This window comes from Rugamonas sp. (assembly GCF_025354735.1).
Taxonomy (GTDB): Bacteria; Pseudomonadota; Gammaproteobacteria; order Burkholderiales; family Burkholderiaceae_D; genus Rugamonas.
In genome coordinates this window covers 1-25184 of the sequence record NZ_JANXMI010000047.1, presented here as the reverse complement: position 1 = coordinate 25184, position 25184 = coordinate 1, and the positions used below count along the sequence as shown (strand labels likewise).

Below are 25184 nucleotides of genomic sequence, written 5' to 3'. Positions count from 1 at the left end.
TACTTTGACACTTTCGTGTCACCCTTATTGCTAAGGGGTCGCTCACTCAAAATACTGACAGGCCACTACTTGCGTAGCGTCCTATTTCATTACTTCTTGTGAACATTTGATATTTTTTAAGTTTCACAAAACCCGAAGGCTTCGTGTGCACTTTCATCAAACGCCCACACTTATCGACTGTAAATTGTTAAAGAACTTATTCGGTACTACTCTTTGCGTTTCTGACAAATCGTTTTGTTTATCAACCGCAGAGAAAGAAGAGTATGAAGCACTTCGCTTATTTCGTCAAACCTTTTTTTACCGCTCCGCTTCTTTCGAAGCGTCCCTGACGTCTCTGCAACTGCGTTATTTTGCGTGCGTTTCATCGGGGAGGCGAACTATAGCAAAGCGCTCGCGATACTGGCAAGGCTTTTCTGCCTGAGCTTATCAAGTCCCTGCCCCGCCCTGCTCTGCTTCGTTCCAGTCCCCGTTTATTGCAGACTGTCGCAATCGGATGGCGCATCGGCGCCCCTTTGTCTAAAGTTGCAGCATTCCAATGGGATTTGCGGCGCACCCAGTAAAACAGCTGATTAACATTATCATTCAGTTACACTGTTTTGCCGATGCCCGCCGATCCGTAGCTTTGAAAGTCTTACATGCTGCCTCTGCCGAAAATACAAGAAACGCTGAAGACCACCGCGATCTGGTTGCATCGCGGCTTCGATGCGACCGCACTGTGGGTGACCCAGCTATCGTGGTGGAAGTTCCTGATGTTCGCTTCGATCGCCCTGCTGGCCGGATCGGTGTTGCAGGACGAGCTGTTCTCGCCCAGCGCGGACGAGGACGTGATCCTTAAATATAACAAGCCGCATAAAAAGAATGATGGAAACACCAATATTCTGATCGACGACAGCGGAATACAATTCAATCCGCGCGGCAAGCCGCATAAAGATGAGGCCAGCGCCTCGGCCTCGGCGGAACATCAGGACGGCGAAGACGACAAGGCCGACCACGCCGCGCCGCCCGAACCGCCGGCGTCGCCGGAGGAGCCCGCCCCGCCCGCCAAGCCGGCGAAACCCGCCAAGCCCGGCAAAGCCGCCGCTCCCGAATTGCCGGGCGACGAAGTCCACATCCCGCTGCCACCGCAAATCGGCGAGGCGCTGTCGAACGCGATAGAGGAGGCGGTCGACGATGCCGCCGAACAAAAGGTGAGCCGTTATCACAAGCAGGCGTCCACCTGGTTCCGCAGCTTCGTGTTCTTGCTGGTGCTCGCGCTGTTCGGCACCAAGGCTTTGATGGGCGGCAAGAAACGCGCGGAAGCCGAGACCATCTCCGCCAACGCGGCCGCCGAGCGCGAATCGATGCAGCGCCAACTGAGCGAGGCGAAGATGCAGATGATGCAGGCGCAAGTCGAGCCGCATTTCCTGTTCAATACGCTGGCCTCGGTCGAGCACCTGATCGAAACGGACCCGCCGCGCGCCTCGGCCATGCAGCGCAGCCTGATTAAATACCTGCGCGCGGTGTTGCCGCAGATGCGGGAAAACGCCCTCATCACCGATCTCGGGCGCGAGGCCGATATGGTGGTCGCCTATTTAAATCTGCTCAAGATGCGCATGGAAGAACGTTTGACGGTCGACTTCGACGTGCCGGACGGCCTGCGCAGCGCCGCCTTCCCGCCGATGATGCTGCAATCGATGGTGGAAAACGCGATCAAGCACGGCCTGGAAGCCAAGCCCGAAGGCGGCACGCTCAAGGTCCGGGCCGAAGTGGCGCACAGCAAGCTGCGCGTGATCGTCAGCGACAACGGCCTCGGCTTCGGCGCCATCCCCAGCGACGGCACCGGCCTCGGCCTGATGACCATACGCGAGCGTTTGAAGCTGCTGCACGGCACGCAGGGCCAGTTGCTGATCGCCGCCAACAGCCCCAGCGGCGTGATCGCCACCATCGAAGTGCCTTATCACCTCTCTAAATAGCGGCACCGGCCTGCGATTGCACGTTACCGATTGATTAATACATCGTTTCATTGAATAATTAACACTTACATTAACACTCGCCACCCATACTGAGAACCATGCCTACCGCTATCATTGCCGACGACGAACGTTTGATGCGCGACCAGCTGCGCATGCGCCTGGGCCAGGTCTGGCCCGAACTGGAAATCATCGGCGAAGCCAAGAATGGCGACGAGGCGATCGAACTGGTCGACCAGCTCCAGCCCGACTTCACCTTCCTCGACATCCGCATGCCCGGCAAGACCGGCATGGAGGCGGCGGCCGTGATCGGCGATAAAAGCCACATCATCTTCGTCACCGCCTACGACGTCCACGCGGTCGAGGCCTTCGAGCGCGGCGCCGTCGATTACGTGCTCAAGCCGCCCGAGCAGGAACGGCTGCAAATCACGGTCGAGCGCCTCAAGGCCCGCCTCGTCAAGCCGGCGGCGGACGTCAACGCCAGCGTCACGGCGATGTTGTCGCAACTGGCCGAAAAAATCACGGCGCCGAAACCGGCCTATTTGCAGTGGATACAGGCCAGCATCGGCCAGGACCTGCGCATGATACCGGTCGAGGAAATCCTGTTCTTCCGCTCCGATGAAAAATACACCAGCGTGCAGACCGAGCGCTATGAGGCGCTGATCCGCAAGCCGGTGCGCGACCTGGCCGAGGAGCTCGATCCGGCGCTGTTCTGGCAAATCCACCGCGCCACGCTGGTCAACGTCAACGCCATCGAAGGCGTGACGCGCGATATCCGCGGCCGCCACCTGGTGATGATTAAGGGCCGCAGCGACAAACTCGAAGTGAGCCGCAGCTTCCTGCATTTGTTCAAGCAGATGTAAGCAATCGGGCGCGCTCTCCTGCCCGCCTGCGGCAGATCAAGGCCGCGCCGGCGCCGTGGTTTAGTGTGGTTCGACCGGCCCGCCCCGCGGCCGCGCGAGGATCCCATGAGCCAGCCGGCGCTATTGCCAACCATCGTGCGCACGCCGCTGCTGATCGCGGCGGCGCTGCTGGCGGCGCGCGCGCTGCACGGCGTGCTCGCCACCGCGCGCGGCCAGGCCCTGGCCGGGCAATGCCGCAGTCGCCGCATCATCACCGAGCGCCAACAGGCCCAGCAGCAATCCCATTCGCAGCTGCGCGAATTGTCGGCCGCGCTGCAAACCATACGCGAGGAAGAACGCAGCCATATTTCGCGCGAGCTGCACGACGACCTGGGCCAGCTGCTGGCCACGCTGCGCATGGATTTGTCGCTGCTGCGGCAAGAAGCGCCCGGCAGTCTATCGGCCGACGCGCTGCTGCACAATATGGACCAGCTGCTGCTGACGGCGATCGCGTCGCTGCGTCGTATCGCCGGCAACCTGCGCCCGCGCGCACTCGACGAGGGCGGCCTGTATTTCGCGCTGCACGGCCTGCGCCACGACTTCGTCCAGCGCCACGCCATCGTTTGCGAACTGCTGGCCGTCGAAGAGGAACTGGTGCTCGACGACAGCCACAGCACCGCCATCTTCCGCATCGTCCAGGAGGCACTGACCAATATCGCACGCCACGCGCAAGCCGGCCATGTGCGGCTGCGCCTGCGCCGCGAAGACGGCGCTCTGCTCATCACCATCGAGGACGACGGCCGCGGCATCGCCGACGAGGATATGGACAAGGCCGCCTCTTTCGGCTTGATCGGCATGCGCGAACGGGTCTGGGCCGTCCACGGCGACATCGTCATCGGCAGCGACGGCAGCCGTGGCACCCGCATCGACATCCGCATGCCCTTGCCGGCGCGCGCCGGGCCGCCCCAATGAAAAACGCCGCCGGGCTTGCGCCCCGCGGCGTTGTCAGTTCCCGTTAAAAGCCAGGCTTAGAACGAGTGCTTGATGCCCAGATCGAAGGCTTTGTCGCCGGTACCAGCATCGGTGTTGCCACCGACGGTGTAGCCTGCGCCGTTTTTGTTCTTGATCTTGCCGTAGGCGACGTAGGTGCTGGTACGCTTGGACAAAGCGTAGGAGTAACCCACTGCGTACTGGTCGGCATCCTGGTTGAACGTGGTCTTGTCGTTCTTACGGATGTAGGAAACCATCACGGTGCCGGCGGTGCCGACTGGCACGGTGGCGCCCAGCAGCAGGTCGTTGCTGTCCAGCGAAGGCGTGAAGACGACGCCGTAAGGCTTGGCCGTGCCGTTGTTCAGCGGCGCGCTGTTGAAGCCCTTGTCGGCGCTGAAAGCGAAGTAAGCCTTCAGGACCGTGAAGTCGTAGTTGGCGGCGAACAGGGTGTTGCGGCCGGTGTCATGCAACACGGCGGCGACGCCAGCGGCGGCAGCGGTGTCGCTGTTGCGGTTGTTGTAGATCAGGCGAGCGTTCAGAGGACCGTTCGAGTAGTTGGCGCCCAGGTTGAACTGACGGCCGGCGGTAGCGTTGCCAGCTTGTTCGCCCAGGCTGTACAGGGCTTCGCCCTGGAAACCGCCGACGACCGGGGTCGAGTAGACGATGGCGTTGCTGGCGCGGGTATCGGCGCCGGCGACCGGGAACAAGTTCTTGGCGGTACCAGCGTAGCCTACGCCGAACGGATCGCCGACCTGGCCCAGGGCGTTGTACATCAGATTGTATTGACGACCCAGGGTCAGGCTGCCGGCATCCTTGCTTTTCAGGCCGACATACGATTGACGGTTGAAGGCCTGGCCGGTCGAATCTTGCGCGCCGGTATCAACCAGGACGCCTTCTTCCAGCAGGAAGACAGCCGACAGACCGCCGCCCAGATCTTCCGTACCTTTGAAGCCCAGGCGCGAAGCCGAACCGACGCCGCTGGTCACCTTGGTGACGGAGCCGGCAGCACCGCCGCGCTCCGAAACGATGCCGGCGTCAACGATGCCGTAGATCGTGACGTTCGATTGTGCGTAAGCCGAGCTTGCGAAACCTGCGATGATCATTGCTGCCAGAGTAAGTTTTTTCACTTGATGTTCTCTACTTAAGGTTGATGAAGGATTAAACACGGCGTTAATCTACGGGGCGAATCTTGCCTGTGAAATACTTCAACTTGATGACATAGGGCAAGCTGTTGTTTTTTCGCGTCACAAATGCAAAAAGCCGCACAAAGGCGGCTTTCGCTGATCTTTTATGAATGCTGCGCGTTTATTTCAGGCGGCAGCTCAGCAAATAATAGTATTCCAGCCGCTCGACGCGGATCTGGCGCACGTGGGGCGTCAAGCGCTTGCGCAGCGTGCTGTCGGTCGGATAATTGTTCATGACTTCGTAGCGCTGGCCGTCGTCGGCCGTGAGGAACTGGAAAGTATTGCCTTCCAGGTCAGTACGGGCGAACACGGTGCTGACGCCGTCGACATAAGTGCTGTCCAGCAGCACCAGCAAAACGTCCTTGCCCAGCTTGGCGCGCAACATCTTCAGGTATTTGTCCTGATCTTCGCGCTTCACGTGGGTCCACCAGCCAGCGGCGAACACAGCCGTATACCGGCCTTCCATGCCGTCCGGCAAGTTAAACGCGTCCATCACCTCGAAACTGACGATGTCCTCGTCCAGGCCGCGCGTTTTGGCCAGGGCGATCATTTCCGGCACGATATCGGTCGCGTGCACGGACTCGGCGACGTCCGCGATCAGCTCGGTCCAATAAGCGGTGCCGCAGGCCAGTTCCAGCACCTTGTGGCCTTCGAACAGTTCGGCGATCATTTCCTGGAGGTCGTCGAGGTCGTCGAAACGCTGCTCCTCGCCATAGATTTGATCGTAATTGTCGGCGTTGACGGCGTAATATTGAGCCAACTGGTTGGTAATCATGGTATTGCTTTCTTGAATATTACAGTTCGTAGTGATCTTTGGCGCCATTCATGGCCTGCTCGATCAACTTGCGGTTGAGCGTGGGGGCCAGCAGTTCGATAAAGGTGTAGATATAACTGCGCAAATACGCGCCCTGCTTGACGGCCACGCGCGACACATTCATGCCGAACAGGTGGCCCACCGGGATCGCGCGCAGGTTCTTGTCGCGTTCGGGATCGAACGCCATCCCCGCTATGATACCAATCCCCATGCCCAATTCCACATAAGTCTTGATGACATCGGCGTCGATGGCTTCGAGCAGCACGTCCAGCTTCAGGCCGCGCAGCGAAAACGCGTGGTCGATCTTGCTGCGTCCGGCGAAGGCGCTATCGTAAGTGATGATGGGGAAAGCGGCAATTTCTTCCAGCGTCACCGACTTCGATTTCAGCAAGGGATGCTCGGGCGCCACCACCACCACGTGCTCCCACTGGTAGCACGGCAGCGTGATGAGGCCGGTGATCCCGGCGATCGATTCGGTGGCGATGGCCAGGTCGGCCTGGTCGCGCTGCACCATTTCCGCGATCTGCTGCGGATTTCCTTGCAGCAAAGACAATCTTACCTTCGGAAACTTCAGCATGAAGGCCTGCACCACCTTGGGCAGCGTGTAGCGCGCCTGCGTGTGCGTGGTGGCGATGGTGAAGCTGCCGCTGTCCTGCGCCGCATATTCCTTGCCGATGCGTTTGAGGCTGTCGATTTCCTGCATAATCAGTTCGACTGAACCGAGCACCAGCCGCCCCGGCTCGGTCAGGCCGCGTATGCGCTTGCCGTGGCGGGTGAAAATATCGACGCCGAGCTCCTCCTCGAGCTCGATGATCGCCTTCGACACCCCGGGCTGCGACGTAAACAGCGCCTTGGCGGCATCGGTCAGATTGTAGTTTTGCCTTACGGCTTCGCGCACGAAACGCAGTTGATGAAGATTCATTGCAGGTCTATGCCCCGGTTTCGCATCTGAAAAACGCCCTAGCTTATACCCAATCCATATATAAGCAAATAAATACTAAGTCGTTTGGAATAAAGACGAAGTTTATTACTATTGCAGCTAGTTTGGGGATGCCTGTACACACTCTTGCGCGAGACCGCGCCGAGGCGGGCGATTTTATGCTTATTTCATGGCCTGGCGTGTATTCCTGACTACACTAAAATGCGGGTACTCCCGCCAAGCGCAAGCGACCGGCGACTATTTAGGAACACTGAACACTATGTACCACTACGATCAATACGACCACCTCATCGTCCGCGAACGCATCGCCCAATACCGCGACCAGGTGCGCCGCCGCCTGTCCGGCGAGCTGAGCGAAGCCGAATTCCTGCCGCTGCGCCTGCAAAACGGCCTGTACCTGCAACGCCACGCCTACATGCTGCGCATCGCCGTGCCCTATGGCCTGCTGGCCGCCCGGCAAATGCGCATGTTCGCCCACATCGCCCGCAAGTACGACCGCGGCTACGGCCACTTCACCACGCGCCAGAACATCCAGTTCAACTGGGTCGAGCTGGAACGGACGCCCGACATCCTCACCGAGCTGGCCTCGGTCGAGATGCACGCCATCCAAACCTCCGGCAACTGCATCCGCAACACCACGTCCGACCCCTACGCCGGCGTGGCCGCCGATGAAATCATCGATCCGCGCCCCTACGCCGAGCTGCTGCGCCAGTGGAGCACCTTCCACCCCGAGTTCATCGCCCTGCCGCGCAAGTTCAAGGTCGCCATCAACGGCGCCGTCGAAGACCGCGCCGCCATCGCCGTGCACGACATCGGCCTGACCGTGGTGCGCAACGAGGCCGGCGAGATCGGCTTCAAATTCATGGCCGGCGGCGGCATGGGCCGCACCCCCATCCTCGGCAGCGTGATCCGCGACTTCCTGCCGTGGCAGCACCTGCTGACCTACACCGAAGCCGTGATGCGCGTGTATAACCAGCACGGCCGGCGCGACAACAAGTACAAGGCCCGCATCAAGATCCTGCTCAAGGCCATCGGCGTCGAGGAATTCACGCGCCAGGTCGAAGCCGAATGGGCCGACTTGAAGGATGGTCCGGAAACCCTGACCGCCGACGAGATGAGCCGCATCGCCGCCTGGTTCGTGCCGCCCGCCTACCAGGCGCTGCCCAATGTCGACCTGGACGCCGGCCACGCCGACAACAAGGCCTACACCAACTGGATCAAGCGCAACGTCAAGCCGCACAAGCAGCCCGGCTACGCGGCCGTGGTGCTGTCGCTGAAAAAAACCGGCGTGCCGCCGGGCGACGCCACCGCCGAACAGATGGACTTCATGGCCGACTTGGCGGAGCGCTACAGCTTCGGCGAACTGCGCGTCACGCATGAACAAAACATCGTGCTGGCCGACGTCGAACAATCGAAGTTGTACGCGCTGTGGCAGGAAGCCAAGGCCCACGGTCTGGCCACGCCCAACATCGGCCTGCTGACCGACATGATCTGCTGCCCCGGCGGCGACTTCTGCTCGCTGGCCAACGCCAAGTCGCTGCCGATCGCCGCCGCCATCGCGGAACGCTTCGACAATATCGACTTCCAGCACGACATCGGCGAGATCGAACTCAATATCTCCGGCTGCATCAACGCCTGCGGCCACCACCACGTCGGCAGCATCGGCGTGCTCGGTGTCGACAAGGACGGCAGCGAATGGTATCAAGTGTCGATCGGCGGCGCCCAGGGCAACCACGCCGCCATCGGCAAGATCATCGGACCGTCGTTCTCCGCGCTGCAAATGCCGGAAGTGATAGACCGCCTGCTCACCGTCTACGTGCGCGAACGCTACGAGGACGAAGGCTTCGCCGCCACGGTGCAACGCATCGGCGTCGCCCCGTTCAAGGAGCACGTGTACGCCACGCCGATCGTGGCCGACCGTCTGGTGGGGGAGGATGAATATGTCTAATGCCGTGAAAAACCTCATCATCAAACACCGCAGCATCGTCGAAGACGACTGGACCGTGCTGCGCTTCCCCGACACCGCCGCCGACGCCGGTGCCGAGCCTTCGCCGCCGCAAGACCCGGGCAGCTTGGCCGTCCCCGCCGGCAAGGTGATCGTGCCGCTGACGGTGTGGCTGGCGCAACGCGACGCCCTCGGCGCGCGCGCCGCCGCCGGCGAGATCGGCGTCTGGATCGCCAGCGACGAACGGGCCGAGGCGCTCAAGGGCGACCTGGCGCAATTGACCGTGGTCGCCGTCGACTTCCCGAAATTCACCGATGGCCGCGGCTATTCCATCGCCTACAACCTGCGCACCCGCCTCGCCTACAGCGGCGAACTGCGCGCCATCGGCGACGTGCTGCGCGACCAGCTGTTCTCGATGCAGCGGGTCGGCTTCGACGCCTACGCCACGCGGCCCGACCGCGACATCCACGACGCGCTCAAGGGCCTGTCCGATTTTTCGGAAACCTATCAAGCCTCGGTCGACCAGAAGCTGCCGCTGTTCCGCCGCCATCTGCGCACCGGAGCCGGGACCGGCGCCGAAATTAGTGTCGAAGCGACCGATCTCGGCGCCGGCATCTGAGGAGAGCACATGAACGACCTGACCCAACTCGTCGCGGACACCCGCGCCACGCTGGCGCGCATCGCCGCCGACTTCACGCCGGCGGTGTTCGCGTCCAGCCTCGCGGCCGAAGACATGGTGCTGACGGATCTGATCCTGAAAGCCCAACTCGACATCGGCATCTTTTCGCTGGAGACCGGCCGCCTGCATCCGGAAACGCTGGCGATGCTGGACCGCGTCAAGGATACCTACGGCTACGAGATCGCGCTGTACCGCCCGCAGACCGAAGCCGTCGACGCCTACGTCGCGCAGAACGGCTTGAACGCTTTCTACGACAGCGTCGACATGCGCCGCGAGTGCTGCCGTATCCGCAAGGTCGAACCGCTGGGCCGCGCCCTGGCCGGCAACAGGGCCTGGGTCACCGGCCAGCGCCGCGCCCAATCGGCCACGCGCACCGAACTGCATGTGGAGGAGGACGACGCGGCCCACGGCATGACCAAGTTCAATCCGCTGGCCGACTGGTCGGAGCAGGACGTGTGGAACTATATCCGTGATAACAACGTGCCCTACAACGCGCTGCACGACCAGGGCTATCCCTCGATAGGCTGCGCGCCCTGCACCCGCGCCATCGAACCGGGCGAGGACGTGCGCGCCGGCCGCTGGTGGTGGGAAAACCCGGACTCGAAGGAGTGCGGCCTGCATCTGGTCGACGGCAAACTGATACGCATAAAATCCGTGGCCGCATAAGCCGCAGCAAAGAAAAGGCACAGTCCAATGAACGCAGTAATCAACACCAAACACGTCGCGCCGACCTTCGGTCTCGGCGACGTCAACGCGCGCCACCTCGACGCACTCGAATCGGAAGCCATCCACATCCTGCGCGAAGTGGCGGCCGAATGCGCCAATCCCGCGCTGCTGTTCTCGGGCGGTAAAGACTCGGTGGTCTTGCTGCGCCTGGCGGAAAAGGCTTTCCGCCCCGGCAAATTCCCCTTCCCGCTGGTGCACATCGACACCGGCCACAATTTTGCGGAAGTCATCGCTTTCCGCGACCAGCGCGCGGCCGAACTGGGCGAACGCCTGATCGTCGGCTCGGTCGAGGACTCGATCAAAAAAGGCACGGTGCGCCTGCGTAATCCGTTGACCGATTCGCGCAACGCCGCGCAAGCGGTGACGCTGCTCGAAACCATCGCCGAACACCAGTTCGACGCCTGCATTGGCGGCGCCCGCCGCGACGAGGAAAAGGCCCGCGCCAAGGAACGCATCTTCTCCTTCCGCGACGAATTCGGCCAGTGGGACCCGAAGGCCCAGCGCCCCGAACTCTGGGACCTGTACAACACCCGCGTCCACCCCGGCGAAAACATGCGCGTGTTCCCGATCTCGAACTGGACCGAACTCGATGTGTGGCAGTACATCGCCCGCGAAAAACTCGAACTGCCGTCGATCTACTTCGCCCATGAGCGCCAGGTCATCCCGCGCAACGGCCTGCTGGTGCCGCTGACCGACATCACGCCGGCGCGCGACGGCGAAACGGTGGAGACGCAGGTCGTGCGCTTCCGCACCGTCGGCGACATTTCGTGCACCTGCCCCGTGTCGTCGGACGCGGCGACGGTCGACGCGATCATCGCCGAAACCGCCGTCACGCAAATCACCGAACGCGGCGCCACCCGGATGGACGACCAGACCTCCGAGGCATCGATGGAAAAACGTAAAAAAGCAGGATACTTCTGATGAACGCACTCAATACAATAACTAGCGACGGCCAAAGAGAACGCGGCATGCTGCGCTTCATCACCGCCGGTTCCGTCGACGACGGCAAGAGCACCCTGATCGGCCGCCTGCTGTTCGACAGCAAAGGCATCTTCGCCGACCAGCTCGACGCGATGTCGCGCTCCAAGCACAAACGCACCGTCGGCGACGCCGTCGACCTGTCGCTGCTGACCGACGGCCTGGAAGCGGAGCGCGAACAGGGCATCACCATCGACGTGGCCTACCGCTACTTCGCCACGCCCAAGCGCAAGTTCATCATCGCCGACACGCCCGGCCACGAGCAGTACACGCGCAATATGGTCACCGGGGCGTCGACGGCCGACGCGGTCATCATCCTGATCGACGTGTCGAAAGTGAAGCTGCGCGAGGACGGCGGCGTCGATCTGCTGATCCAGACCAAGCGCCATTCGACCATCGCCCACCTGCTGCAAATCGAGCACGTGGTCGTCGCCGTCAACAAGATGGACCTGGTGAACTACGACCAGACGGTCTACGACCGCATCGTCAAGGCCTACCAGGAATTCGCCGCGACGCTGGGCCTGAAGGACATCACGCCGATACCGCTGTCGGCGCTGAGCGGCGACAACGTGGTCGAGGCCAGCGAAAAACTGGGCTGGTATCAAGGCCCCACGCTGATCGAACTGCTTGAGTCACTGTCGGTCTACGACGAATCGCACGCGGCGCCGTTCCGCTTCCCGGTGCAGCTGGTGGCGCGCCACAACGGCCACGAAGCGAACGACTTCCGCGGCTACATGGGCCGGATCGAAGCGGGCAAGGTCAGCGTCGGCGACAAGCTGGTGGTGCAGCCGTCGGGCCAGAGCGCGACCGTCAAGGACATCCTCACGCTGGAAGGCTCGCACCGGTCGGCCGTGGTGGGACAATCGGTCACGCTGCTGCTCAATGAATACCTGGACATCTCGCGCGGCGACCTGCTGGCCGGCAGCGAGCAGCCGGCCACGCTGCTGAAGAATTTGAACGCCGACGTCTGCTGGATGTCCGACGAGCCGCTCGACCTGCGCCGCAAATACTGGATCAAGCACGGCACCAAGCAAACGTCGGCCAAGGTCACGGCCATCGAGTCCCTGCTGGACATCAACACCCAGCAGCGCCACCAGGCCGACGGCCTGAAACTGAACGACATCGCGCGCGTCGCGCTGACCGTGCAGCAGCCGCTGGCGGCCGACGCCTATGCCGATATCCGCGCCACCGGCGCCTTCATCCTGATCGATGAAGTGACGCACCAGACGGTGGCCGCTGGTATGATTCGCTTGGATAAGCAAGATAAGTAAGCAAGGAGCAGCACAGATGCCGGCATCGCCCCACTCCGTTCGCGGAAAAGTCTACCTGATCGGCGCCGGTCCCGGCGCCCAGGACCTCATCACCCTGCGCGGCGCGCGGCTGCTGGCGCAAGCCGACGTCGTGCTGCACGACGCGCTGGTGACGGACGAGATGCTGGAACTGTGCCCGCAGGCGCAGAAGATATTGGTCGGCAAACGCTGCGGCCAGCTGTCGACGGCGCAGCAATTCATCAACAAGCAACTGGTCGATAACGCCCACAAGTTCGCGCTGGTGGTGCGGCTGAAGGGTGGCGACCCGATGCTGTTCGGCCGCGCCGACGAAGAACTGCGCGCGCTCGAAGAAGCGGGCATCGAGGTCGAAGTCGTCCCCGGCATCACCACCGCGCTGGCGGCGGCGGCGGCCACCCGGCAGCCGCTGACGAAACGCGGCGTGGCCCGCAGCGTGGCCTTCTTCACGTCGAGCACCGCGCCGGAACACAGCGGGCAGGATGCCGTTCCAGACACCGACACGCTGGTTCAGTACATGGGCGGGCGCGAAGCCATCGCCACGGCGGAACGCCTGCTGGCGCAAGGCCGCCACGCCGACACGCCGGTCGTCGTCATCGAAAATTGCAGCCGTCCGGACCAGCGCATCATGCGTTTGACGCTGGCCACGCTGGCGCTGGGACTGGGCTCCAAGCACGGCCCGGTGCTGGTGATGCTGGGCGAGGCGATGCAGGCGCGCGCGCATCAAAGCTTCGACAGCGAGCCCGTTCAAGACGAGTCGCAGCAGCGCACCGCCTGACCATCCGCCCTTTGCGCGGCCGGCCGATATAGAATATGCGATCTTATCGGCCGAAGGACATTACATGAATTATCGAGTACCCGCCTGCGCACCGGCATTCCGGGCGGCGGCATCGTGAAAAACCTCCGCGCAAAACTGCTGGCCCTTCCCCTGCTGATCCTGTCCCTGTCCCTGCCTGGCGTCGCGCCGGCGGCAGAGCCGCTGCCCGTCTACGGCTACAAGATCGTCCACGCCTATCCGCACGATACCAGGGCGTTCACCGAAGGCCTGTTATATCGCGACGGCTTTTTATACGAGAGCACCGGGCTGAAAGGCCACTCGTCGATCCGCAAGGTCGACTTGAAAACCGGCCGCGTGCTGCAATCGAAGGAACTGCCGCCGCAGTATTTTGGCGAAGGACTGACCGAGTGGAACGACACGCTGGTCGGACTGACGTGGCAGACCAATGTCGGCTTCGTGTTCGACCTGGCGAGCTTCGACGTCAAGCGCCAGTTCGCGTTCAGCGGCGAAGGCTGGGGACTGACGCACAACGATCACGCGCTGATTATGAGCGACGGCACGGCGACGCTGCGCGAGCTCGATCCCAAGACGTTCGCGGAAGTGCGCCGCATACCCGTCACGGCCGACGGCATCGCGGTCGACCAGATCAACGAACTGGAATGGGTGGGCGATGAAATCTACGCCAATCTGTGGCACACCAACGTCATCGCGCGCATCGCACCGGCGACCGGCAAGATCGTCGGCTGGATCGATTTGTCGGGAATTTATCAGCAGGCCGGCATGGGCGACAACGGCGACGATGTCCTCAACGGCATCGCCTACGACGCCCAGAACAAACGCTTGTTCGTGACCGGCAAGCTGTGGCCGAAAGTGTTCGAGATCGAGCTGGTACTGCGGCCGATGCGGCGCCAATAGCCGCGTAAAAAGGACCGTTAAGCCGGGCCGCAAAACAAGGGCATTGGGACAACGGCCGCGACATCGGGTCCGCGACATCGGGGGCAGACCACGGTTTCGAGAGATTCATTCGAAACCGTGGTCTGACCCCGTCACCGGCGACCGGCTGATCGACGAAACATCACATCAACCGTATCCAGTTACCCTTATAGACCACCGGTCCGCTCGGTCCTCCATGCGGATCGCGCGAGCCGCCCTTCGGTTCCAGCGTGACGGCGATCAGCGTGACATCGCCGCCGATGGCGTTGGCCGGCAAGGTCAGCCTGGCATTGTGGTTATCGGCCACGATACCCAGCGAGCGTGGCGCGCCCTTGGCGGGTATGGCCCACAGCTGCAGCGTCTTGTCGTCGGCCACCGAGACGCCGCTCAACACGCGCGCCTCGAGTTGATGGTGCGCGTTATCGGCCGTCAGCACCATCGCGCTCTGCGACTTTTCGTCCGTCAGCGTGGCGACATAATTAATGGTCGGCGCTTCCAGGGCGCGGCTGCCCAGCACCACCACCAGCAAGGTTGCCAGCGCCGTCGACGCGACGCCCAGCGAGCGCCAGAACGTCACCGATTCATTGCGCCAGAATTCCCAGACCCGGGCCGCGGGCCGCAAATTCAAACGCCGCTCGATGCTCTGCCAAACCTGCTTGCGCGGTCGCTGCGCGCCGGCGAATTCGGCCAGCGGCGTCAGTCGGTCCTGCCACTCGGCGGTGGTGCGGCGGAGCGCCGCGTCATTGTGCATCCAGCCCTCGAAACGGCGCCGGGCCCCGCCCTTCAAGGTGCCGATCACATATTCGGCCGCCAGTTTTTCGCGCAGGGTCGGCTTGTCACGGATGTTCATGCGCGCTCCCGTTTCGCCAGGCAGGTCTTGAGGCGCTCAAGGCTGCGCCGTATCCAGCTCTTGACGGTACCTATCGGCAGCGCCAGTTGCTGCGCCACTTCGCTGTGCGACAGGTCGTGAAAGAACGCCAGTCCCACCACCTGCCGCTGCGGCCCTTCCAGCGTCGACATGCACCACGCCAGCGCCTTGGCGTCGGCGCTCATTTCCAGCGCCTCGATCGGTGTCGCCTGGGGGTCGTGTAAGGCATTGAGAACCTCGCTGTCAAACTGTTCGCCATCGATTTCGGTCGTCGCGTCGCTGCGGCGCAGCAGGTCGAAGGCCTTGTTGCGCACGATGGTCGCCATCCACGTCATGGGCGCCGCCAAATGGCTTTGATAACTGCCGGCGTTGTTCCAGACCGCGACGAAACTCTCTTGCAGGACTTCTTCGGCCAGCTCCCGCTTATGCAATATACGCAGCGCGAAGCCAAACAGTTTCGACGAAGTTGCATCATATAAAGAACGGAATGCGACGGCGTCGCGGCGGGCGGCGCCTTGCAGCCAGTCGCGCAGCTGCTGGGGATCGAGGGATGGGACGTCGGAGGCCACAGCGAACCTTTAGGGTGAGAGGATGGGAGGGATCGACAGCCCGGCGCCGCCGGTGCCACCTTGGTATTGACTCGTGCGTGAGAAAAATACCACACAACCGCCGTTTTCGAAAAATTAATCTTATCGAATCTGAATCCGCTTCCAGCGCCTCCCCGTATAAGCCTGTGCAGCACCTTGTACGCAAACTAATATTGGGGGATCAAGATGTCAACACTCGTCAAAAAAGCGCTGGGCCTGGCGCTACTGAGCACGTTCGCAAGCGCCTACGCGCCGTCGGCCGTGGCGTCCAGCCACCGCGAAGCGCCATTCATCACACAAAACCCGAAAGTCGACGGCACCGACTTTTATATGTTCCGCAGCTATGAGCCGGGCCGCTCCGGCTTCGTCACCATGATCGCCGACTACGTCCCGCTGCAAGACCCGGGCGCCGGTCCGAACTATTTTGAAATGGACCCGAACGCGCTCTATGAAATCCACATCGATAACAACGGCGACGCCAAGGAAGACCTGACGTTCCAGTTCCGCTTCTCCAATACCAACAAGGACACGCAGCTCACCGTCGGCGGCAAACAGGTCTCGATCCCGCTGGTGATCAACGGCGGCGCCATCGCCGGCGTCAACGCGCCCGGCACCAATGTGCGTGAAACCTACGCCGTCACCGTGGTGCGCGGCGACCGCCGCACCGGCACCCGCGCCACCGTCGTCAACGCCGACACCGGCGCGGCCAGCTTCGACAAGCCGATCGACAATATCGGCAACAAGTCGATCCCGAACTACGCCGCCTACGCCGCCGCCCACGTCTACAACATCACCATCCCCGGCTGCGCCACGCCGGCCAGGATGTTCGTCGGCCAGCGCAAAGATCCTTTCGTCGTCAACCTGGGCGAGACCTTCGACCTGATTAACATCAAGGCGCCGGCCACCGAATTCGCGGCCAACGCGGAAAGCGCGGCCAAGGATGACTTGGCGGGCAAGAACATCACCTCGATCGAACTCGAAGTGGCGACCGCCTGCCTGGTCGCGGCCAGCAGCACCGATCCGGTGATCGGCGGCTGGACCACGGCCAGCATGCGCCAGGGTCGTTTGCTCAACCCCACGCCGAACAGCAGCACGCCGTCGAAGGAAGGCGGCGCCTGGACCCAGGTGTCGCGCCTCGGCGCGCCGCTGGTGAACGAAGTGGTGATCGGCTTGAAGGACAAGGACACCTTCAACAGCAGCAAGCCTTCCGGCGACGCGCAGTTCGCGACCTACGTCACCAATCCAACGCTGCCGGCGCTGATCGAAATCCTGTACGGCAGCGCCGGCGCCAAGGCGCCGACCAACTTCCCCCGTAACGATCTGGTGGCCGCCTTCCTCACCGGCGTGAAGGGCTTGAACCAACCGGCCACGGTCACGCCGTCGGAGATGCTGCGTTTGAACACCTCGATCGCGGCGGTCGCGATGGGCGGGCAAAACCGCCTCGGCGTGATCGGCGGCGACAATGCCGGCTTCCCGAACGGCCGCCGCCCCGGCGACGACGTGGTCGACATCGCGCTGCGCGTGGTGATGGGCAAACTGTGCACGCTGAACCTGGGCTGCGCGCCGACCGACGCAGTGGCCGGCGGCCTGCACTTCACCGACGGCGCCTACCTGGACGACAGCTTCTTCAACGCCAGCTTCCCGTATCTGAAAACGCCGTTGCCAGGCTCGCCGCAGCAGTAACGCGGCATCCATCTGAGATAGGAGAGCGACATGAAAAAACTAAGCCTGATCGCGCTCACGGCCCTGGCCTTGAGCGCATGTAGCGGCGGCGGCGACAGCAACGGCGGCGTCAATAACGGCGGCGGCGATAGCGGTACGCCGGCCACGCCGACGATAGATGCCTTCGTCACCTACGTCATGGGATTGATCGGCGTGTCCGATGAAACCAGTTCGCCGATCGCCGTCGAAGCGGTGGTGGCGACGGCGCCGGAAAACACCGAGCCGGTCGCCGTGAAATAAGCAAGCAACGCAGACGTCAACGGGGCGGGCGCAATATGGCCCGCCCCGCGTCCGCCCCGCACTTCGATGATCCATCGCTGGAAACGCCATGAAACCACATCCTCTTTTCCGCCTTGTCTCCGCCCTGGCACTGTGCGCGCTGGGCGCACAGTGCGCCGGCGCGGCGCCCTATATTCCGGCCAGCGGCGCCCAGGTGATCGAGACGCTGCCGCGCCGCAGCGACCCGGTGCAGCAAGACCTGCAACGGCTGCGCGCCGGCTTGACCGCGCATCCGGACGACCTGTCGCTGGCGACCAATCTGGCGCAGCGCTACATCGCGCTGGGCCGCAGCGAAACCGATCCGCGCTATCTCGGCTACGCGCAGGCGGCGCTGGCGCCGTGGTGGAAGCTGGCCGCGCCGCCGCTGCCGGTGCGCCTGCTGCGCGCCACGCTGCTGCAAAGCACCCACCACTTCGAGGCCGCGCTGGCCGATCTCGATGGCGTGCTGGCGGCCGATCCGAACAACGCGCAGGCGTGGCTGACGCGCGCCACCGTGCTCACCGTGCGTGGCGACTACGCCGGCGCCACCACCAGCTGCGCCCACGTGTCGGCGCTGTCGAATGAACTGGTCGCCATCACCTGCATCGCCAACGTCGGCGCGGCCACCGGGCGCTCGCTGAAAAGCGACCAGTTGCTGGACCTGACGCTGCAACGCAGCACCGGCGCGCCGCAGGAGCTGGAAGTGTGGGCGCTGACGCTGCTGGCCGAAATGGCCACCCGCCGCGGCGACGCCGTGCTGGCCGAAAGCCGCTACCGCCGCGCGCTGGCACTGAGCCCGCGCGACAGTTATTTGCAGGCCGCGTATGCCGACCTGCTGCTGGCGCAAAAACGGCCGGCCGAAGTGATCGCGCTGGTCAAGGACGAAAGCCGCATCGACGCGCTGCTGCTGCGCCATGCGCTGGCGCTGCAACAGCTGCCCGACAGCGCGGCGGCGCTGGCCAGCGACACCGCCGAACTGGGCGCCCGCTTCAACGCCGCCATGCAGCGCGGCGACACTGTGCATCAGCGCGAACAGGCCGCGTTTGAACTGTATCTGCGCCACGACCCGAAAGCGGCGCTGGCGCTGGCCAGGAAAAACTGGGCGGTGCAGCGCGAAGCGGCCGACGTGCAAATCTATCTCGCTTCCGCGTTGCAGGCGCAGGACGACGCCGCCGCCGGGCCGGCGCTGGACTGGATCGCCGCCAACCACGTCGACGACGTCACGGCGCTGCGTCTGGCGCGTCAACTGAAAGGCATATGATGAAGCGTTCCCCATTCTGCCTCCTGTTATCCCTCGCGTTGCTGGTGGGCGCCATCGTCGCGCCGCCGGCGCAGGCGCACAAACCGAGCGACAGCTATTTGACGCTGCGCGTCGACGCCGACCAGGTCGACGGCCAGTGGGACATCGCGCTGCGCGACCTCGACTTCGCCATCGGCCTCGATAAAAACGGCGACGGCCAGCTGACCTGGGACGAGATCCGCGGCCAGCACGCGGCCATCGCCGCCTATGCGCTCGAACATTTGGCGCTGTCGACGGCGCGCGGCGCCTGCAAGGTCGCCGTCACCGAACAGCTGATCGACCACCACACCGACGGCGCCTACAACGTCATGCGCTTCCACGCGGCCTGCCCCGATCCCGTCGCCACGCTGACCATAGGCTACCACCTGTTCGCCGACATCGACCCGCAGCACAAAGGGCTGCTGCGGATGGAACACGCGGGCGTCACGTCGACCGCCATCTTCGATCCCGACCACGCCAGCCAGGCGCTGTCGATGACGGCGCCGGACCGGCTGGCGCAGTTTGGCGCCTACGTCAAGAACGGCATCTGGCATATCTGGATAGGCTACGACCACATCCTGTTCCTGCTGTCGCTGCTGCTGCCGGCGGTGCTGCTGGGCGCACGCGGCGCGCCGACATCGACGCTGAAGGAATCGTTCATCGACGTGCTCAAGGTAGTGACGGCGTTCACGCTGGCGCACTCGCTGACGCTGACGCTGGCCAGCCTGTCGGTGATTTCGCTGCCGTCGCGCTGGGTCGAATCGGCGATCGCGGCGTCGGTGGTGCTGGCGGCGCTGAACAATCTGTTCCCGCTGTTCCGTGGCCGCCGGCCGCTGGCCGCTTTCGCCTTCGGCTTGATCCACGGCTTCGGCTTCGCCAGCGTCCTGATTGATCTCGGCCTGCCGCAAGGCGCTTTGATGATGAGTTTATTCGGCTTCAACCTCGGCGTCGAAATCGGCCAGCTGTCCATCGTCGCCGTGTTCCTGCCGCTCGCCTTCGTGCTGCGCGGGACGCTGTTCTACCGACGCCTGATGACGGGCGGCTCGGCGCTGATCGCGCTGATCGCCGTGGTCTGGCTGGTCGAGCGCGCGTTCGACCTGAAAGTCATCAGCGCCTGAGCGACCGGCGCGCTCCGCTACAATACGCGCTTGAACAATCGGGCGGCACAGGGAGCGGGCATGGATCAGACATCGGAAGCATCGGAAGCATCGGGGGCAGCGGAAGCGGCGGAAGCATTCGAGGCATTGCAGCGCGCCTGGCAGGCGCTCGAAGAAGAGCGCTACGACGACGCGCTGCGTGAACATCTGTGGCTGCACGAAGAAGGTCCGAACGGTATGCGCCTGTCCTACGCGCTCGATGGCTGGACCCGACTCGCGGCGGTCTATCCGGCCGCGCACGCGGCGCTGGACGAGGTGCGCGGCCGGGCCGCCGCGCAGCTGCTGGCCGGCAGCGGCGACCAGGGCCGCTTCGACGAATACGAGGCGATCAACCGCCATCTCGACGAAGAACACCTGACCAGCACACTCTTTGTGGAACTCGACCAGCTCTACCCGGAACTGGCGGCGCTCTGCGCCCGGCGCGCCTTGCCGACGCTGGTCAAAAACGGCGAGTGCCAGCTGGCGCGCCATTACTACGGTGTGCCGGCCGACTATCTGGCCGCGCAGGCGGCCCGTCTTAACAACGCGCCGCGGCGCGACGCCGAGAAAGTACACCGGGTCGAGATGCGGGCCATGATTGAAATCTCCAACTACTGCATGGCCGTCAATCTGCTGCTGGAGACCTTGCGCGGCGTCGGCGAATCGGGCGACGAAATCAAGGCGGCCGCGCTGGCGCTGCCGGATTCGGAGGATTTGCGCCGCGACGTGCGGCGCGAGCTGGCGTCGCCCGGCACCATGCGCGATGAAATGGTGGCGGCGGAAATCAGGCGGGCAGAGTGAGGTGAGCCGGAGGCGGCGCGGCGCGCCGGCGGATCATTGGGTCAGCGGGTCGGCAGCGAGGCCACGCAGTAATCGGTGATCGCGGCCAGCACGGCGGCGTTTTCGCCGACCGCTTCGGCGACGTTGATGCGCAGCTGCGGCAGGTCGATGCGCAGCTGGTCCACCATCAGCGGCAGGTCGCGCAGCACGTGACCGCCCTGCCCTAAAAATACCGGCACCACGGTGATGTCGGCGATGCCGGCGGCGCACAGCTGCGCCACCAAGTCGGGCAGGCGCGGCGTCATCAACTCAAGGAAGGCCAGCGATACCGCCACCTCCGGCATGCGCGCCTGCGTCATGTCGCGCAGGCGCTCGAAGGGCGCGGCCCACGAAGCGGCGCGCGCGCCGTGCGCGAACAGGACCAGCGCGCGCGCGCTGGATGGCGCTTGCTGTACGGTGGTCGCGTCCATCGTCAGTGTCGCTCCACCCACCACAAGGCGCCCAGCGCCAGCAGCAGATACAGTGTGCTCGGCGCGGCGGCCGTCACCACCGCCGGCCAGGTGCTGAGCAGGCCCAGATGCGAGAACAACGTGTTGACCAGCATGAAGCTCACGCCCAGCATGATGCCGACAAAAATTTTCAGACTGACGCCGCCGCTGCGCGTATGCAGGTATGCGAACGGCAGCGCCATCGCCATCAGCACGAAGATGGCCAGCGGATCGAACAGCTTTTTCCAGAACGCGATCTTGAAGCGCTCGTTCTCCTGCTTGTTCTCCTGCAGGTGGCGCGAGTAGACCGACAGCTCGGAGGCCGACATGGTTTCCGGATCGGAGGCCGACACCGACAGAATTTTCGGCGTGATCTCCGAGATCAGATCCTTGGTCGGCGTCTGCGTGATCGAGACCGCGCTGGCGTCCTGCGCAAAATTATTTTCGACATTGGCGACGCTGCCCGGCTTGAGCAGGAAAGAATTGGTGAAGCGGTTTTCCGTCACCTCGTACAAACGCCAGGTGTTGTTGCCCTGGTAGGACGCGCTCTTGGCGACGATGATGGAGCGCATGCGGAAGCTGGCGTCGAACTCGTACAATTTAACGCCCAGCAGCTGGCCGTCGGGCCGCACTTCCTTCACGTTGAAGAAGCGCGAGCCGGCCGGCGTGCCGGTCATGCCGTTGCTCTTGACGATATCCTTGGTCCACAAGCCGGAGCGGAATTCGCCGGAGACGGCCGCGCCCTGCGCGCTGAGGCGGATTTTTTCGGCGATCGGCGTGGTGCGCGGCGCGATCAGCTCTCCGAAAATAAACGTAATCACCACCAGCACCACGCCTATTTTGGCCAGCATGCCCGCCGCCATCCGGGTCGACATGCTCGACGCGCGCATGATCGTGAATTCGGACGTCGACGCGAATTGCGCCATCGTGTAGATGGTGCCGATCAGCGCCGCCACCGGCATCACTTCATACACGCGGTTGGGCAGCATGATGAGCACATACAAAAACGCGTGCTGGATGCCGTAGCCGTTCTTGCCGACCGACGGCAGTTCGCCGGTCAAGTCCATGAACGCTTGCAGCGCCAGGAAGGCCGCCAGCACAAAGGCCACAGCCTGCAGGATCGAGACCGCAAAATATCGTTGCAGGATTTTCATAACGGTGCGGCGTCCTTGCTCGCTTGGCGGCCGGCGTACTTGCGCTTCTTGTAAGCGGCCAGCAGCACCAGCGGGTGATAGCGGTGGTTGACGTTCAGGCGCCAGGCGAACAGGCCCATGACGATCAGGGTCGCCAGCAGGTGCAGCGGCCACCACGACACGCCGAACTGCAGGCGGCCCTGCTTGACGCTCGCTTCCAGCAGCTTGACCAGATTGATGTAGGTGAAGAAGATCAGCAGCGCGATAATCAGATTGGCCGAACTGCCGGCGCGCGGGTTGACGAAACCGAGCGGTATCGCCAGCAGCACCAGCACCAGGCAGGTCAGCGGCGACGCCAGGCGCCACAGCAGCTCGGCCCTGGTGAAGCGATTCGGGTCCGCCAGCAGCGCGGCGGTGGGCAGCGCGTCGACGTTCAGGTCCGCGCCCAGTTCCTGCGCCTGACTGGCCACGCGCATGCTGTAGCTTTCGAATTCCATGGTCTGGAAATCGGCCAGGCCCGGCGTGCCCTGGTAGCGGCGGCCGTTCTTCAATTCCAGAAAACGTTCGCCGTTGGGCGCGTTGTTGACGACACCCTCCTTGGCGACGATGATGGCGGTGCCGCGTTCATCGACGGTGTTGACGAAGACGTTTTGCACCACGGCCGTTTTGCCGGCGGCGCCTTCGACGAAGAAGATGCGGTTGGTCGACGCCGATTCCTTGAACTGGCCGGGCGAGACTTTTTGCAGGTCTTCGCGTTTTTCGAAGCGCTCGATGTAGTCCGAACTTTTATGGCGCGCCCACGGCGTGGCGACAAAGGTCAGCAGCGCCGTCAGCACCACCATCGGCAAACCGAAACTGAGCACGGGCCAGATCCAGCGCGTCAGACTGAGGCCCGATGCGAACCACACCACCATCTCCGAATCGCGATAACTGCGCGTGACAACCATCAGTACTGAAATAAAGCTGGTGAGGATCAGGATAGTTGGAAGATAATTCAAGGCTGCGAAGACGAGCAGCGCGACCACGTCGTTCGATGCGACCTTGCCACCGGCGGCTTTGCCGAGAATGGTGATCAGGGTCCACGTGACCATAATGGTAAACAACACCGTAAAGGTGGCCCCGGCGGCACTGACCAGTTCACGACGTAGGGCGCGTTGAAAAATCATTCGATGTTTATAATTCGGTTTTAGGTTAACAGTTAAGCACAGCGCTTGGATGCAAGCGCACGACACGGAGAATCAAATGGACTTTAGCATAAAAGCATTCGACACAAAAAACACCATCACGTCGGCCAAGACCGGCGTCGTCGCCGTGGCTGTATTCGAAAACAAGAAGCTCTCGCAGGCCGCCAAGGCGCTCGACAGCGCCGGTGAAATCACGGCGGCGCTCAAGTCCGGCGACATCACCGGCAAGGCCGGCACCACGTTGCTGCTGCGCGGCGTGAAAGGCGCCGTGGCCGAGCGCGTGCTGCTGGTCGGATTGGGCAGCGACGAAACGGTCAGCGAGAAAAGCTTCGCATCCGGTATGACGGCGGCGCTCAAGGCATTCGGTGCGCTGGGTGCGAGCGACGCCATTATCGCACTTCCCATGACGGAAGTGAAAGAGCGCGATGTGAATTGGGCGATCCGCTGCGTGGTGCAGGCCGCGCACGAAAGCGAATACCGCAGCGACGGCCAAAAGAGCAAGAAGGACCCGGCGCCGGTGGGCGTGAAGAAGATCGCGCTGGCCGTGCCGAGCAGCCCGGCCACCAAGCTGGCGCTGGCCCAGGCCATCGCCATCGCCAACGGCATGGACCTGACCAAGGACCTCGGCAACCTGTCGGCCAACATCTGCACCCCGACCTATCTGGCCAACGCCGCCAAGAAGCTGGGCAAGGACTACAAGTTCGACGTTGAAGTGCTGGACCGCAAACAGCTCGAAGCGCTGAAGATGAACAGCTTCCTGTCGGTCACCAACGGCAGCGACCAGCCGCCGAAGTTCATCGTGTTGAAGCACATGGGCGGCAAGGCCAAGGACGCGCCGGTGGTATTGGTCGGCAAGGGCATCACCTTCGACACCGGCGGCATCTCGCTCAAGGCCGGTCCCGGCATGGACGAAATGAAGTACGACATGGGCGGCGCCGCCTCGGTGCTGGGCACCTTCCGCGCCATCGGCGAAATGAATTTGAAACTGAACGTGATCGGCGTGATCGCCGCCTGCGAAAACATGCCGTCGGGCCGCGCCACCAAGCCGGGCGACATCGTCACGTCGATGAACGGCTTGACCATCGAGATCCTCAACACCGACGCCGAAGGCCGCCTGGTGCTGTGCGACGCGCTGACCTACGCCGAGCGTTTCAATCCGGCCGCCGTGGTCGACATCGCGACGCTGACCGGCGCCTGCATCGTGGCGCTGGGCCACCACAAGAGCGGCTTGTTCACGCGCGACGACGCCGCCCACAACGCGCTGGCGACGGAGCTGATGGCCGCCGGCCAGGCCGCCGGCGACACCGCGTGGCGCCTGCCGATCGGCGAAGAGTACAACGAGCAGCTCAAGTCCAACTTCGCGGACCTGGCCAACATCGGTTCGCCGGGCGGCGCCTCGTGCACGGCGGCGGCTTTCCTGGAAAACTTCACGCGCAAGTATACCTGGGCGCATCTGGACATCGCCGGCACGGCCTGGAAATCGGGCGGCGCAAAAGGCGCGACCGGCCGTCCGGTTCCGCTGCTGACCAACTTCCTGCTCGGCCGCGCCTAAGCACCGGCGTTGCGGCGGCTTTCGGCCCGCCGCGTGGCCCAGGGGGTCAGATTCCGGGCCGACCCGCACGCCAATAAAAAAGGCAGCTCGATTCGTGAACTGAACCCCAAAAGTTGGACACCAACTTTTGGGTTTTTTTCATGACCAAGTACA

Annotated in this window: 24 protein-coding genes; 16 read left to right on the top strand and 8 right to left on the bottom strand. The window is 63.3% G+C overall.

All coding sequences use genetic code 11. The features are described 5' to 3' along the window. Positions 1–635 precede the first annotated feature (635 nt). The 3 genes from Q0S71_RS05010 (at position 636) to Q0S71_RS05000 (ending at position 3763) form a co-directional block, all read left to right on the top strand. Positions 636–1952: a sensor histidine kinase gene (locus Q0S71_RS05010; RefSeq protein ID WP_295992188.1), complete on the top strand. Its 1317-nt coding sequence runs from the start codon at positions 636–638 to the stop codon at positions 1950–1952. Between the two features lie 98 nt (positions 1953–2050). Further along, the gene (locus Q0S71_RS05005; RefSeq protein ID WP_295992186.1) at positions 2051–2812 is read left to right on the top strand and encodes a LytTR family DNA-binding domain-containing protein; all 762 of its coding nucleotides are present in this window, start codon (positions 2051–2053) and stop codon (positions 2810–2812) included. 105 nt (positions 2813–2917) lie between these two features. Further along, positions 2918–3763 (top strand): sensor histidine kinase, encoded by an 846-nt coding sequence (locus tag Q0S71_RS05000; RefSeq protein ID WP_367185277.1) that lies wholly within the window; start codon positions 2918–2920, stop codon positions 3761–3763. A 56-nt stretch (positions 3764–3819) separates the two neighbouring features. On the opposite strand, the gene Q0S71_RS04995 is transcribed toward Q0S71_RS05000, so the two are convergent. The 3 genes from Q0S71_RS04995 to Q0S71_RS04985 form a co-directional block, all read right to left on the bottom strand. Continuing rightward, positions 3820–4884, bottom strand: coding sequence for a porin (locus Q0S71_RS04995; RefSeq protein WP_295992192.1), 1065 nt, complete (start codon positions 4882–4884; stop codon positions 3820–3822). Positions 4885–5086: 202 nt separating this feature from the next. Then, the gene (locus tag Q0S71_RS04990; protein ID WP_295992184.1) at positions 5087–5740 is read right to left on the bottom strand and encodes a class I SAM-dependent methyltransferase; all 654 of its coding nucleotides are present in this window, start codon (positions 5738–5740) and stop codon (positions 5087–5089) included. A gap of 19 nt (positions 5741–5759) precedes the next feature. After that, the gene (locus tag Q0S71_RS04985; protein ID WP_295992181.1) at positions 5760–6701 is read right to left on the bottom strand and encodes a CysB family HTH-type transcriptional regulator; all 942 of its coding nucleotides are present in this window, start codon (positions 6699–6701) and stop codon (positions 5760–5762) included. Between the two features lie 277 nt (positions 6702–6978). On the opposite strand from Q0S71_RS04985, the gene Q0S71_RS04980 reads away from it, so the two are divergent. From Q0S71_RS04980 to Q0S71_RS04950, 7 genes are all read left to right on the top strand, one after another. After that, positions 6979–8667 (top strand): nitrite/sulfite reductase, encoded by a 1689-nt coding sequence (locus Q0S71_RS04980; RefSeq protein WP_295992178.1) that lies wholly within the window; start codon positions 6979–6981, stop codon positions 8665–8667. Further along, positions 8660–9283, top strand: a complete 624-nt coding sequence (locus Q0S71_RS04975; protein WP_295992191.1) for a DUF934 domain-containing protein — start codon at positions 8660–8662, stop codon at positions 9281–9283. The genes Q0S71_RS04980 and Q0S71_RS04975 overlap by 8 nt, the downstream gene beginning before the upstream one ends. A 9-nt stretch (positions 9284–9292) precedes the next feature. Continuing rightward, complete coding sequence (locus Q0S71_RS04970) at positions 9293–10009, top strand: phosphoadenylyl-sulfate reductase (protein WP_295992174.1); 717 nt, start codon at positions 9293–9295, stop codon at positions 10007–10009. A 27-nt stretch (positions 10010–10036) separates the two neighbouring features. After that, the gene (gene cysD / locus Q0S71_RS04965) at positions 10037–10990 is read left to right on the top strand and encodes a sulfate adenylyltransferase subunit CysD (protein WP_295992172.1); all 954 of its coding nucleotides are present in this window, start codon (positions 10037–10039) and stop codon (positions 10988–10990) included. Then, positions 10990–12318, top strand: a complete 1329-nt coding sequence (locus tag Q0S71_RS04960; RefSeq protein WP_295992169.1) for a GTP-binding protein — start codon at positions 10990–10992, stop codon at positions 12316–12318. The genes cysD and Q0S71_RS04960 overlap by 1 nt, the downstream gene beginning before the upstream one ends. 16 nt (positions 12319–12334) lie before the next feature. Continuing rightward, on the top strand, positions 12335–13111 hold the full coding sequence (gene cobA, locus Q0S71_RS04955) for a uroporphyrinogen-III C-methyltransferase (RefSeq protein WP_295992167.1): 777 nt from the start codon (positions 12335–12337) through the stop codon (positions 13109–13111). Between the two features lie 114 nt (positions 13112–13225). Then, complete coding sequence (locus Q0S71_RS04950) at positions 13226–14026, top strand: glutaminyl-peptide cyclotransferase (RefSeq protein WP_295992164.1); 801 nt, start codon at positions 13226–13228, stop codon at positions 14024–14026. A 160-nt stretch (positions 14027–14186) separates the two neighbouring features. Here Q0S71_RS04950 and Q0S71_RS04945 read toward each other — a convergent pair whose 3' ends face one another. Next, complete coding sequence (locus Q0S71_RS04945; protein WP_295992159.1) at positions 14187–14894, bottom strand: anti-sigma factor; 708 nt, start codon at positions 14892–14894, stop codon at positions 14187–14189. Beyond that, positions 14891–15481, bottom strand: a complete 591-nt coding sequence (locus Q0S71_RS04940) for a sigma-70 family RNA polymerase sigma factor (RefSeq protein ID WP_295992158.1) — start codon at positions 15479–15481, stop codon at positions 14891–14893. Before Q0S71_RS04940 ends, Q0S71_RS04945 begins: the two co-directional genes overlap by 4 nt. 204 nt (positions 15482–15685) lie before the next feature. Between Q0S71_RS04940 and Q0S71_RS04935 the strand changes: the two genes are divergently transcribed. From Q0S71_RS04935 to Q0S71_RS04915, 5 genes are all read left to right on the top strand, one after another. Beyond that, a complete protein-coding gene (locus Q0S71_RS04935; protein ID WP_295992156.1) occupies positions 15686–17182 on the top strand; it encodes a DUF4331 domain-containing protein in 1497 nt (498 codons plus the stop codon). Positions 17183–17212: 30 nt separating this feature from the next. Then, on the top strand, positions 17213–17461 hold the full coding sequence (locus Q0S71_RS04930) for a hypothetical protein (protein WP_295992153.1): 249 nt from the start codon (positions 17213–17215) through the stop codon (positions 17459–17461). 88 nt (positions 17462–17549) lie between these two features. After that, complete coding sequence (locus Q0S71_RS04925) at positions 17550–18740, top strand: hypothetical protein (protein ID WP_295992150.1); 1191 nt, start codon at positions 17550–17552, stop codon at positions 18738–18740. Then, on the top strand, positions 18737–19876 hold the full coding sequence (locus tag Q0S71_RS04920; RefSeq protein WP_295992149.1) for a HupE/UreJ family protein: 1140 nt from the start codon (positions 18737–18739) through the stop codon (positions 19874–19876). Before Q0S71_RS04925 ends, Q0S71_RS04920 begins: the two co-directional genes overlap by 4 nt. A gap of 60 nt (positions 19877–19936) precedes the next feature. Further along, entirely contained in the window at positions 19937–20695 is a 759-nt protein-coding gene (locus Q0S71_RS04915) for a hypothetical protein (protein ID WP_295992147.1), read from the top strand. A 41-nt stretch (positions 20696–20736) separates the two neighbouring features. Here the strand turns inward: Q0S71_RS04915 and Q0S71_RS04910 are convergent, their stop codons facing one another. Genes Q0S71_RS04910 through lptF form a run of 3 tightly spaced genes read right to left on the bottom strand, consistent with a single transcriptional unit; the run spans position 20737 to position 23461 of the window. Next, on the bottom strand, positions 20737–21144 hold the full coding sequence (locus tag Q0S71_RS04910) for a CbiX/SirB N-terminal domain-containing protein (RefSeq protein ID WP_295992145.1): 408 nt from the start codon (positions 21142–21144) through the stop codon (positions 20737–20739). A 2-nt stretch (positions 21145–21146) separates the two neighbouring features. Then, the gene (lptG, locus tag Q0S71_RS04905) at positions 21147–22316 is read right to left on the bottom strand and encodes an LPS export ABC transporter permease LptG (RefSeq protein WP_295992143.1); all 1170 of its coding nucleotides are present in this window, start codon (positions 22314–22316) and stop codon (positions 21147–21149) included. Beyond that, complete coding sequence (gene lptF, locus Q0S71_RS04900; protein WP_295992141.1) at positions 22313–23461, bottom strand: LPS export ABC transporter permease LptF; 1149 nt, start codon at positions 23459–23461, stop codon at positions 22313–22315. Before lptF ends, lptG begins: the two co-directional genes overlap by 4 nt. A gap of 76 nt (positions 23462–23537) precedes the next feature. On the opposite strand from lptF, the gene Q0S71_RS04895 reads away from it, so the two are divergent. Then, positions 23538–25031 carry a leucyl aminopeptidase gene (locus Q0S71_RS04895; RefSeq protein ID WP_295992139.1) on the top strand — a complete coding sequence of 498 codons (1494 nt, stop codon included), beginning with the start codon at positions 23538–23540 and terminating at the stop codon, positions 25029–25031. The last annotated feature ends 153 nt before the right edge of the window (positions 25032–25184 follow it).

Excerpts from the sequence above, each read along its gene's own strand:
- Q0S71_RS05010 (WP_295992188.1), top strand. The coding sequence starts at position 636 with ATGCTGCCTCTGCCGAAAATACAAGAAACGCTGAAGACCACCGCGATC.
- Q0S71_RS05005 (WP_295992186.1), top strand. The coding sequence starts at position 2,051 with ATGCCTACCGCTATCATTGCCGACGACGAACGTTTGATGCGCGACCAG.
- Q0S71_RS05000 (WP_367185277.1), top strand. The coding sequence starts at position 2,918 with ATGAGCCAGCCGGCGCTATTGCCAACCATCGTGCGCACGCCGCTGCTG.
- Q0S71_RS04995 (WP_295992192.1), bottom strand. The coding sequence starts at position 4,884 with ATGATCATCGCAGGTTTCGCAAGCTCGGCTTACGCACAATCGAACGTC.
- Q0S71_RS04990 (WP_295992184.1), bottom strand. The coding sequence starts at position 5,740 with ATGATTACCAACCAGTTGGCTCAATATTACGCCGTCAACGCCGACAAT.
- Q0S71_RS04985 (WP_295992181.1), bottom strand. The coding sequence starts at position 6,701 with ATGAATCTTCATCAACTGCGTTTCGTGCGCGAAGCCGTAAGGCAAAAC.
- Q0S71_RS04980 (WP_295992178.1), top strand. The coding sequence starts at position 6,979 with ATGTACCACTACGATCAATACGACCACCTCATCGTCCGCGAACGCATC.
- Q0S71_RS04975 (WP_295992191.1), top strand. The coding sequence starts at position 8,660 with ATGTCTAATGCCGTGAAAAACCTCATCATCAAACACCGCAGCATCGTC.
- Q0S71_RS04970 (WP_295992174.1), top strand. The coding sequence starts at position 9,293 with ATGAACGACCTGACCCAACTCGTCGCGGACACCCGCGCCACGCTGGCG.
- cysD (WP_295992172.1), top strand. The coding sequence starts at position 10,037 with ATGAACGCAGTAATCAACACCAAACACGTCGCGCCGACCTTCGGTCTC.
- Q0S71_RS04960 (WP_295992169.1), top strand. The coding sequence starts at position 10,990 with ATGAACGCACTCAATACAATAACTAGCGACGGCCAAAGAGAACGCGGC.
- cobA (WP_295992167.1), top strand. The coding sequence starts at position 12,335 with ATGCCGGCATCGCCCCACTCCGTTCGCGGAAAAGTCTACCTGATCGGC.
- Q0S71_RS04945 (WP_295992159.1), bottom strand. The coding sequence starts at position 14,894 with ATGAACATCCGTGACAAGCCGACCCTGCGCGAAAAACTGGCGGCCGAA.
- Q0S71_RS04935 (WP_295992156.1), top strand. The coding sequence starts at position 15,686 with ATGTCAACACTCGTCAAAAAAGCGCTGGGCCTGGCGCTACTGAGCACG.
- Q0S71_RS04930 (WP_295992153.1), top strand. The coding sequence starts at position 17,213 with ATGAAAAAACTAAGCCTGATCGCGCTCACGGCCCTGGCCTTGAGCGCA.
- Q0S71_RS04925 (WP_295992150.1), top strand. The coding sequence starts at position 17,550 with ATGAAACCACATCCTCTTTTCCGCCTTGTCTCCGCCCTGGCACTGTGC.
- Q0S71_RS04920 (WP_295992149.1), top strand. The coding sequence starts at position 18,737 with ATGATGAAGCGTTCCCCATTCTGCCTCCTGTTATCCCTCGCGTTGCTG.
- Q0S71_RS04915 (WP_295992147.1), top strand. The coding sequence starts at position 19,937 with ATGGATCAGACATCGGAAGCATCGGAAGCATCGGGGGCAGCGGAAGCG.
- Q0S71_RS04910 (WP_295992145.1), bottom strand. The coding sequence starts at position 21,144 with ATGGACGCGACCACCGTACAGCAAGCGCCATCCAGCGCGCGCGCGCTG.
- lptG (WP_295992143.1), bottom strand. The coding sequence starts at position 22,316 with ATGAAAATCCTGCAACGATATTTTGCGGTCTCGATCCTGCAGGCTGTG.
- lptF (WP_295992141.1), bottom strand. The coding sequence starts at position 23,461 with ATGATTTTTCAACGCGCCCTACGTCGTGAACTGGTCAGTGCCGCCGGG.
- Q0S71_RS04895 (WP_295992139.1), top strand. The coding sequence starts at position 23,538 with ATGGACTTTAGCATAAAAGCATTCGACACAAAAAACACCATCACGTCG.